The organism is Actinoplanes sp. CA-015351, assembly GCF_050955685.1.
Lineage (GTDB): Bacteria > Actinomycetota > Actinomycetes > Mycobacteriales > Micromonosporaceae > Actinoplanes.
The window spans coordinates 6,094,530-6,104,299 of the sequence record NZ_CP192102.1; the positions used below are offsets into that span (position 1 = coordinate 6,094,530).

At 69.7% G+C, this 9,770-nt stretch carries 7 protein-coding genes; 1 reads left to right on the forward strand and 6 read right to left on the reverse strand.

Features of this window, described 5'->3' with window-relative positions; genetic code table 11:
- Positions 1-6: 6 nt before the first annotated feature.
- Both ACQP2E_RS27870 and ACQP2E_RS27875 read right to left on the reverse strand, forming a co-directional pair.
- Positions 7-1,386 (reverse strand): M1 family metallopeptidase, encoded by a 1,380-nt coding sequence (locus ACQP2E_RS27870; RefSeq protein WP_433825914.1) that lies wholly within the window; start codon positions 1,384-1,386, stop codon positions 7-9.
- Positions 1,350-5,279: a Pls/PosA family non-ribosomal peptide synthetase gene (locus ACQP2E_RS27875; RefSeq protein ID WP_433825915.1), complete on the reverse strand. Its 3,930-nt coding sequence runs from the start codon at positions 5,277-5,279 to the stop codon at positions 1,350-1,352. The genes ACQP2E_RS27870 and ACQP2E_RS27875 overlap by 37 nt, the downstream gene beginning before the upstream one ends.
- 290 nt (positions 5,280-5,569) lie before the next feature.
- Between ACQP2E_RS27875 and ACQP2E_RS27880 the strand changes: the two genes are divergently transcribed.
- Positions 5,570-6,346 (forward strand): NPP1 family protein, encoded by a 777-nt coding sequence (locus ACQP2E_RS27880; protein ID WP_433825916.1) that lies wholly within the window; start codon positions 5,570-5,572, stop codon positions 6,344-6,346.
- Between the two features lie 6 nt (positions 6,347-6,352).
- On the opposite strand, the gene ACQP2E_RS27885 is transcribed toward ACQP2E_RS27880, so the two are convergent.
- The 4 genes from ACQP2E_RS27885 to ACQP2E_RS27900 form a co-directional block, all read right to left on the reverse strand.
- A complete protein-coding gene (locus ACQP2E_RS27885; RefSeq protein WP_433825917.1) occupies positions 6,353-7,036 on the reverse strand; it encodes a maleylpyruvate isomerase family mycothiol-dependent enzyme in 684 nt (227 codons plus the stop codon).
- A 310-nt stretch (positions 7,037-7,346) separates the two neighbouring features.
- Entirely contained in the window at positions 7,347-7,913 is a 567-nt protein-coding gene (locus ACQP2E_RS27890; protein ID WP_433825918.1) for a Uma2 family endonuclease, read from the reverse strand.
- A 398-nt stretch (positions 7,914-8,311) separates the two neighbouring features.
- Entirely contained in the window at positions 8,312-9,166 is an 855-nt protein-coding gene (locus ACQP2E_RS27895; RefSeq protein ID WP_433825919.1) for a calcium-binding protein, read from the reverse strand.
- 80 nt (positions 9,167-9,246) lie between these two features.
- A complete protein-coding gene (locus ACQP2E_RS27900; RefSeq protein WP_433825920.1) occupies positions 9,247-9,528 on the reverse strand; it encodes a hypothetical protein in 282 nt (93 codons plus the stop codon).
- Between the last annotated feature and the right edge of the window lie 242 nt (positions 9,529-9,770).

The window sequence follows — 9,770 nt, forward strand, 5'->3', positions numbered from 1 at the left end:
CGATGTTTACCAGATGTTCGGTGGCCGAAGAGCCATCCTCGGTAGCGGCGGCAACGCGGGACGATCCAGCCAGGCGGCGAACAGGTCGTCCAGGGGCTTGGCCGAGAACCTCGCCGCGTGCTCGCGGAACTGCTCCGTCGTCACCGTCTGGTGGCGGTGCTCGGCGACCCACGACCGCAGCAGCGCGAAGAACGACGCCTCGCCGATCCGCGCCCGCAAGGCGTGCAGGGCCAGCGCCCCGCGCTTGTAGACCACGGTGTCGAACATCCGGTCCACACCCGGGTCGGCGACGGCGATGTTCGCCGGGTGGGACGCGACCCAGGCGTACCACTGGGCCGCGTGCGCGTCCACGGACAGGCCGCCGGAGGCGGCCGACCAGAGCCATTCGGTGTACGTCGCGAAGCCCTCGTTGAGCCAGATGTGCCGCCAGTCCGCGACGGTGAGGCTGTTGCCGAACCACTGGTGGGCGAGTTCGTGCACGGCGAGGCGTTCGTGGGTGCGCCGGCCGTCGAGGTGGTTGCGCCCGAAGACGGCCATCCCCTGCGCCTCGATCGGGTCGTCCAGGTCGTCGTCGGCGACCACCACGACGTACTCCCGGAACGGGTACGGCCCGAAGATCCGCTCCAGGGCGATCATGATCTCGCCGTGCCGGCCGAAGTCGTGCCGGAAGACGGTACGCAGGCGCGGCGGGACGGCAGCCCGCTGGACCACCCGCCCCGGGGCCAGCTGGATCAGGTCGTACCGGCCGACCTGGACGCTCATCAGGTACGGGGCGGTCGGCTCGTTGCGCTCGTACACCCAGGTGGTGGTGCCGACGCCACGGCGCCGCTCGACCGGGTCGCCGGTGACCACCACGGTGTACGCCGAAGCCGTGGTCACCGACACCAGGAACGTTGCCTTGTCGTCGGGCCGGTCGTTGCACGGGAACCAGGACGGCGACCCGATCGGTTGACTTGCGACAAGGGCACCATCGGTCAGCTCGTCCCAGCCGATGTCACCCCAGCGTCCTGAGATCGGTGCGGGCTTCCCCGCGTACCGAATCTCGATCTTGAAGGTGGCGCCGTAGCCGATAGGTCTCTCGGGTCTGATCTTGATCTTGTTGGGTCGATGCTCGAATTTGGCCGGGCGGCCGTCGACGCGCACGTCCTGGACGCGGAAGCGGCCGAGGTCGAGGGTGAGCCGGGAGAGCTGCTGGACGGCTCGCGCGGTGATGACGGCCCGGCCGGCGAGCCGGTTCGTCGCCACCTTGTAGTCGAGGTCGAGGTCGTAGTGCAGGACTCGATAGCCGCCGTTGCCGTGGGCGGGAAGATAGGAATCGGTCGAGCGGTCGGCGCCCGGAGAGGCGGGTATCACGACCGCCGGGAGGCGATCGGGTTGCCGAGCCATTGACTGTCGTCGGGCACGACGTCACCGCGAGTGACCAGCGAGCCGGGTCCCACGGTGGTACGCGCGCCGATGCTGGCGCCGGGCAGCACGATCCCGTGCGGGCCGAGCGTGGCGCCCGCGCCCAGAGTGACCTCGTCCATGCTCATGATCCGATCATGGAACAGGTGGGTCTGCACAACGCACCCCCGGTTCACGGTCGCGCCGGCGCCGAGACGCACCAGATCGTACTCGGGAAGCCAGTACGTCTCCAGCCACACACCGCGGCCGATCCGCGCGCCGAGCGTGCGCAGCCACATGCTCAGCAGCGGCGTGCCATTGGCGAAACGGAACAGCAGTGGCGCCGCGAACGCCTCGACGAACGTGTCGGCGAGTTCGTTGCGCCAGACGAACGACGTCCACAGCGCGTGCTCGGTGACCCGGAACCGGCCGACCAGGATCCACTTCGCGGCCGACGCGACAAGCGCCGCGCCGATCGCCGCGCCGAGCAGCACCGGTCCGGCCGCGAGCGCGGCCACCCAGCCACCTTCGGTACGCCAGATCAGCGCCAGCGCCGCGAGAACGAGCACCGCCAGCATCCCGGCGAGCATCACCGGCACGATCCGGCACAGCTCGATCAGGGCGCGGGCCACCTTCAGCCGCGCCGGCGGGTCGAAGGTACGCCCGGCGTCACCGGTCTCCACGACACGACGCAGCGGCATCGGCGGGGCGCCGAGCCACGACGAGCCCTTCTTCGCCTTGTGCGGCGCTGACGACAGCACCCCGACCAGGCCACGCTTGGGAACCGACCGGCCCGGCGCCGCCATCCCGGAGTTGCCGAGGAATGCCTGCTTGCCGATCCGGGCCGGGGCGACCCGCAGCCAGCCGTGGCTGAGCTCGTAGGTCGCGACCATCGTGTCGTCGGCCAGGAACGCGCCGTCGTCGACAGTGGTCATCGCCGGCAGTGCCAGCACCGTCGACGCCTCGACGTTGCGGCCCACCTTGGCGCCGAGCAGCCGCAGCCAGACCGGCGTGAACAGGCTGGCGTAGATCGGGAACAGCGCCACCCGCGCCATCCCCATCAGGCGCTCGGTCGTCCACACCTGCCACGCGACCCGCCCCTGCACGGGGTGGAAGCCGGCCCGCAGACCGATGCCGAGCGTACGCACGGCGACCAGCACGACCAGGGCGTACCCGATCAGATAGAGGACCGAGGCGAGCGGGACGACGGTCAGCACCGCGCCGAGGTCCGGCTGCTCGGAGATCCTCCAGCCGATCAGCGCGAGCGCCGGCAGCAGCGCCACCACCGGCACGAGACCGAGCAGCTGAGCGGTGAGGCTGTACGCGCCGACCCAGAACGTCTTGCCCAGACCCGAACGAGCCGGGCGTTGCGCCGGCCAGCCCTCGGTGTCCTTGGAATTGACCCGGACGGCGGGTGAGCCCGCCCAGCGCTGACCGGCCGGCACCGAACCCGTCACTGTCGAACCCGCGTCGACCTTCGCGTTCTTGCCGACCCGCGATCCCGGCATCAGCGTGCTACGGGATCCGACCTTGGCACCCGCGCCGACCCGGACCATGCCGACCCGCACGATGTCGCCGTCGATCCAGTAACCGGACAGGTCGACCTCGGGCTCGATCGCCGCGCCCCGGCCGAGTTTCAGCAGGCCGGTGACCGGCGGCGCGGAGTGCAGGTCGACATCACGGCCGATGCGCGCGCCGAGCGCCTTCGCGTACGTGATCATCCAGCCGGCTCCGGCGACACCGTTCGCGCCGGTCAGCTCGGCGAGCCGCTCGGCCGCCCAGATCCGCAGGTGGACGCTGCCGCCACGGGGGTGGTCGCCGGGGCGTACGCCGCGCAGCAGCAACCGGGCGCCGCCGGCGGCCACCGCGATCCGGCCGGCCGGGCTGAACAGCACCAGCCAGCCCGCCGCGATCCACCACCAGGAGACCTGCGGGGCCAGGGTCGTCACCTTGCCCAGCGCGGCCAGGACGGTGAGCCAGCGCAGCCCGACGAGCGCGAGCATCGGCAGCATCAGCAGGCCCTGAACCAGCCCGGACAGGCGGGGCGTCGGCCGGACCTCACGGCGGGCGGTGGCCTCCGAGCTCAGCGCCTCGACCACTGTCGCCATCTGGGACAGCAGCGGGCTCTGGTAGATGTCAGCGACCGCCACCTGCGGGTACTTCAACCGGATCCAGGCGACCAGCTGCGCCGCGTTCAGGCTGCTGCCGCCGCTGCTGAAGAAGTCGGCGCCGGCCTGGGCAGGGCGGATCCCGAGGATCTCCTCCCAGCCGCCGGCGAGCCATTCCTCGGTGGCGGTGAGCTCAGCGGTGTCCTCTGTTGCGGACGCGAGCGGCCAGGGCAGTGCCGCCCGGTCCACCTTGCCGGACGTCCGGGTCGGCAGATCGTCGATCACGGCCAGCAGCGGAACCAGCGCGGCCGGCAGCTGCTCGCGGATCCGCTGGGTCGCGGCCGCCAGGTCGAACTCGCCCTCGCGCGGCACCAGGTAACCGACAAGCAGCTGGTTGCCCGCGGCGGTCTTCTTGATCGCCGCTGCCGCGCCGGCCACGCCGGGCAGCGCCTGCAGGGCGGCGTCCACCTCACCCAGCTCGATCCGGCGGCCGCCCAGCTTGACCTGCTCGTCACCCCGGCCGAGGAACAGCAGTCCCTCCGGCTCGGCGCGCACGATGTCACCGCTGCGGTACGCCCGCACCCAGCCGAGCGACGGCAGCGGCGCGAACTTCTCGGCGTCCTTCGCGGCGTCGAGATAACGCGCCAAGCCGACCCCGCCGATGACCAGCTCACCGGTCTCGCCCATCGCGACCGGGTTGCCCGCGGCGTCGACCACGACGAGCTCCCAGCCGGCGAGCGGCAGGCCGATGCGTACCGGGCCCTCACCGGTCAGCCGCGCGGCGCAGGCCACCACTGTCGCCTCGGTCGGGCCGTAGGTGTTCCAGACCTCACGACCCTCGACGGCGAGGCGCTCCGCGAGCTCCGGCGGGCAGGCCTCCCCACCGAAGATCAGCAGCCGGACGTCCTCGAGGGCCTCGACCGGCCACAGCGCGGCGAGCGTCGGGACTGTCGACACGACGGTGATGCGCTGCTCGGCCAGCCACGGACCCAGGTCGACGCCGCTGCGTACCAGCGACCGCGCGGCCGGGACGAGGCAGGCGCCGTACCGCCAGGCCAGCCACATCTCCTCGCAGGAGGCGTCGAAGGCGACGGACAGGCCGGCCAGGACGCGGTCGTCCGGGCCGAGCGGTTCTGTCTTCTCGTCGACCTTCTCGTCGACCTTCTCGTCGACCTTCTTGTCGACCTTCTTGTCGGCGAGGAACAGCTGTGCCTCGGCGTCCACGAACGCCGCCGCCGAGCCGTGCGAGACCGCGACACCCTTCGGGGTGCCCGTGGAACCGGACGTGAAGATGATCCAGGCGTCATCCGCCGGTCCAGGCCGTCGTTCCTCGGCCATTTCTTGGGTACGCCTCAGCGACACGGCCAGTCCGTCGCCGAGCACCGCGCAGACGTCCGCCTCGGCGAAGACCAGCTCGGCCCGTTCCTCCGGGTCGTCGGCGTCGACGGGCACATAGGCCGCGCCGGCCGCCAGCACACCGAGGATCGCGAGGTACAGCTCCGCCGTACCGGACGAGATCCGGATACCGACCCGGTCACCGACACCGACACCGTGGCCGGCCAGCTTCACCCGCAGCGCCTCGACCTCGTCGGCCAGCTCGCGATAGGTCAGCGTGGTTTCCCCGGCGTCGATCGCCGGTGCCCCCGGGTGATCGCGTACGGTCGCCTCGAAGATGTCGACCAGGGTGCGCCGGATCGGTGTCGACGTGGAACTGAACAGCGCCGGTGCCTCCGGTTCCTGCTCGATCCCGGGAAGCTCGATCAGTCGCAGGTCAGTTGTCACGGTCACCGTGGCGCGCTCCATTTCCACCTGAGAATCGCGGTCGGCCAGGCGCACGGCAGCGAGCCACCCAGGCGGCACTCAACGCTACGGGCGAAAACCAGAAAATGACGTCTCAATGTCGACTTCGTGTCGACCGCCACACTGACGATCACCCGTCTGTGCAGGTCAGCCGCTTTTGTCCGGGCCCTCGGGCGGCCCGGCCTCCCAGATTCCGGAACCGGAACCTATTGACCCGCCTCTATAACGCTGGCGAAGATCACTGCGAACCGCCACCCCGATGGAAGGTTTGACGACGTATGCGTCGTAACCGCACCCTGGCCCGGATCGCCACCACATCCGGCCTCGCCGCCCTCGTCCTGGCGATCTCGGCCTCCCCGGCCTTCGCCGACCCGCCCGGCAGCCTCCCGCAGAACGCCGGAGGTTACGAGCAGTCCTTCTCCCCCGCCTTCGACTACGACACCGACGGCTGTTACGCCACCTCGGCCATCGGCCCCGACGGCACGATCGCGGGTGGCCTCAAGACCACCGGCGCGGTCAACGGCAGCTGCCGCGACCAGGTCGACCTGGACAACTCACAGACCTACGCCCGTTCGAAGTGCAACAACGGCTGGTGCGCGATCGTCTACGCCAGCTACTTCGAGAAGGACCAGGCGGTGGCAGGCAGCGGGCTGGGCGGTCACCGCCACGACTGGGAACACGTCATCTCCTGGGTCGACCAGGCGACCAACCAGGTGGAATACGTCAGCACCACGCAGCACAGCTCGCAGAAGACGTACACCCGCTCGCAGGTCCGCTTCGACGGCTCGCACCCGAAGGTCGTCTATCACAAGGACGGCGCGTCGACGCACTTCTTCAGGCTGGCCAACAGCAACGACGAGCCGCCGGAGAACCATTACCACAACTGGCGCTATCCCCCGCCCGTCGACTGGAACGGTTACCCCAGCCTGGCCTTGCGCGACAAACTGATGGCGGCCAACTTCGGCTCGGCGACCATCAAAATCAAGGACGGCTCCTTCGAATCCCTCCTCAACGCGGCCAGACCCACAAACATCCCCTTCAATCCGTACGCATAGAGGGTTTCAGCCAAGCGTGAGCCACCGGATGCCCAGCCGCTCGACCCGCGTGATGTCCGCGGGTTCGAGTGCCCGGCGCCCGGTGGCTTTGCGGATGAACTCCAGGCGATCCCAGCCCAGCTCGTGCAACGCGATCGTCCACTCCGGCCCGAGCAGCAGCTCCGCCACGGTGTCGGCGGCCTGCCGGGTCAGCCAGGGCGCCCGTCTCAGGGCGTCCGCCAGATCCAGGCCGTGGACGGCGACCTCGACCACCCTGGTGACCAGGAAGTCCGAGAGCAGCATCGCGTCACCGTGCCGGGTGAGCACGACCCGGCCGGCACGCTCGGCGCGGCACAGCTGATCCACGCGGTGGCACGCAGCGGTGAAGTCCTGGACCAGCGCGGCGCCGCCGGCCTGTTTCGCCGCGTAGTCCTGCGCCAATCCGATCCGCGCCACATTGGTCGCGGCGGCGAACCGCTCATCCGGCCGGTAGTACTCAACGGCGGAGACGTCAGCCTGTTCAGGTTCGGCAGCGGCCAGCATGCCGGGCAGCCAGCCGATCGCCACCCGCACATGCCCCAGCAGCTCCCGAACCGTCCACGGCTCACACCGGGTCGGCAGACCCCAGTCGTCCTCGGAGAGGCCCGCGAGCGCCTGCGTCAGGGCCGTGGCCTCCCGACGGAAAGCGTCCAGTTCCAGGCCTGAAGTCATGCCGAGCAAGCTATCAACCCCCATGATCTTGCTCGCCCGTCTGGCCGCCACCAGCATCGTCACCACACTTTCGCTCGCCGTTATCGGCACTCCCGCTTACCCGGCCACCACCGTCGTTCGGCGCCACGCTGTACGCGGCCGTCGAGGGACGCACCCCGTTCGCTCGCGGTGACACCGAGGCGCCGACCTGCTCAACGGCGGCACCAGCAGTTCCCCGGGAGACTTCTGCTACGGCACGAGCCAGGACAGCCGAGTCAGCTGCGAGCGCTGAAGAACGGGCCGGAGGTGATACCGGCGGAGATCTCGGAAATCAGATCTGCCCGAGATCGACCTCGAGGGTGAAGGGCGCGGCCAGCCTCACGACGCCCGGAAAGATCTCGCTGTCACGGTAGCGGCCGGTCGCCGGGTCCAGGACGTATGTGTAGACGAGAGGCACACCAGTGGCCGCCTGCTCGACACGCCAGTAGAACTGGATGCCCGCCCTCGCGTACTGATCAGCCTTGACGATCCGGTCGGTCGTCTCCGACCCGGGTGAGACCACCTCGACCACGAGCAGCACATGCTCGGGTCGCGTCGGGGAGAGGTCGATGGTCTCCGCCCGGTACACCGTGACGTCAGGACGGCGATTGTTCAGCGGCACGTCCTGGAGCCGGACATCGAAGTCGGTGTCAGCGTTCCAGTCCGGCCCCGCGGCGGCGTCCAGAGCGTTCGCCAGAAGCCGGGCCAGGCGGTTGTGCCGCTTGGACGCGCTCGGACTCACCAGGACCATCCCATCCACGATCTCGATGCCGGCGCACTGCTCTGCCGTCCAGGTCGCATATTGCTCGGCCGTGACCTGCTCATGCATCCAGGCCGGCGCGACCATCTCGGCAGTCATGAACACCTCCTGGAATCAGATCGGCCACCGGTCTCAAGATACCGTGACCACGGCAACAGACCTCGGCCCTCAGCCCATGTCGAGCCAGACCTGGGTGGCGCCGGTGGTGGGATCCTGACCGTCCCGGTGCGCCGGCGTTGAACGTGTGGTTCGCGACCATGTTGCCCGGCCGGGTGGGCCCCACCTCCTGAAGAGCGACGATCTCGGCGGCCCGGCGGACGCCCGGCCCGCTGTCACGGCGACGGCCGCCGAACAGATCAGTACGGCGAGCAGCGCCCGCGACCTCCAGCTCGTCATGCGGAGTCCTCTGCGGAGGTTAATGATCGAGCGCACTCCATACGGGAGCGCCCGGCCGCCGACGATCGGCGGCCGGGCGGCCTCATCGAAAACCCGCGGAATTACGGGGTGAGCGTGTCGGCGCCGGCCCCACCCACCAGCTTGTCCTTGCCGGAGCCGCCGACCAGGTTGTCGTTGCCGGCATTGCCGTACAGGCCGTCGTTGCCGTACCCACCGAGCAGGTAATCGTTGCCGGCGCCGCCGTGGATGGTGTCGTCGCTGTCCGGCGCGTCGCCGTCGAGGACGCCGCCGATCAGGTCGTCGTTGCCGGCGTCGCCGTAGATCTTGTCCCTGCCGGGGCCGCCTTCGACGTAGTCGTTGCCGCGGCCGGCGCGGATGGTGTCGTTACCCTGACCGCCCTGCAGGTTGTCGCCGCCGTCGTGACCGAGGAGCGTGTCGTTGCCGTAACCGCCGAAGACGATGTCGTTACCGGTCCCGCCCTGCAGCCAGTCCTTGCCGGCCTGCCCGTCGACGAAATCGGCGCCTGCCCCTCCGTCGAGGCGGTCACGACCTGCTCCGCCGCTCAGCACATCGTTGCCGCTGCCACCCGCGGCGATCAGTACGACCTTGGTCTTGTTGGTGACCTCGTCGTTCTTGTTGCCGAGAGAGACCTTGAGCTCGGTCGGCTTCTTCGCCGTGGTGCACTTGACCTTGGTCTGGTCACCCTTGACCGCCTTGCAGCCCTTGCCCGCCTTGATCGCGACCTTGTCGTCGAGCGTCACGGTGCGCCCGGAGATCGTGATGACCAGCGAGTTCGCCTGCCCCGCCGCCGCAGTGAACCGGACAACGGTGGCGTTCTTCCCCACCACCGACGCCGTGGCTGCCGTGGCGGCCTGCGCCGGAGAGGCGAAGAAAGCGGTCGTGAGACCAGCCGCCACACCGATCGCGGCAAGCTTCTTACGGTCGAGACTGAACATGGGATCCCCCGTCTGCGCTGCTGTTACGCAGATCCTATGAAGACATGAGCACCCCTCGTCTCCTGCTTTCGTGTCACCTCTCAGGCGCGTTCCAACGGGAGAGCGATCATGCCCGGGAAGGCCGCGTCCTCGGCTTCGTCGACCGTGGCGGCCGCCACGGTCGCCCGGCTCCCTCGCGCGGGGAAGAATCGCCGCGGTGCCGCGGCGAGGCCGACCGTACGCCGGGTCGGGCTGAGCGGCCCGTTCGACAGCGTTACGACACCGGCGCCGGACACGCTTGGCTGCGCACCCAGGCCCGCCAGGCACTCACCGCCGCCGCTCCCTAGCCGGGAAGGTGGCGGCGCCTCGTCGAACAGAGCCATGCCGCCCTGTTGGCATCAGCGCGGTGACGGACGCTCGGCTCCAGGCAGGGCCCTGCCAGGTGCCCTATTTGTGAGTTCGATCATCGATGCGCGCGGTTGCGTCGCTGACGGTGACGACAGCTGGGCAGCCGCTTCCCAGCTCGGGCGGATGATCTAATCCCGGCCGCGGCCGGATCGTCGCGGGCCGTGACGCAGCGATGAGATCCGCCGCCGGTGGCGGGTTTACATCGTTGATTTTCGTT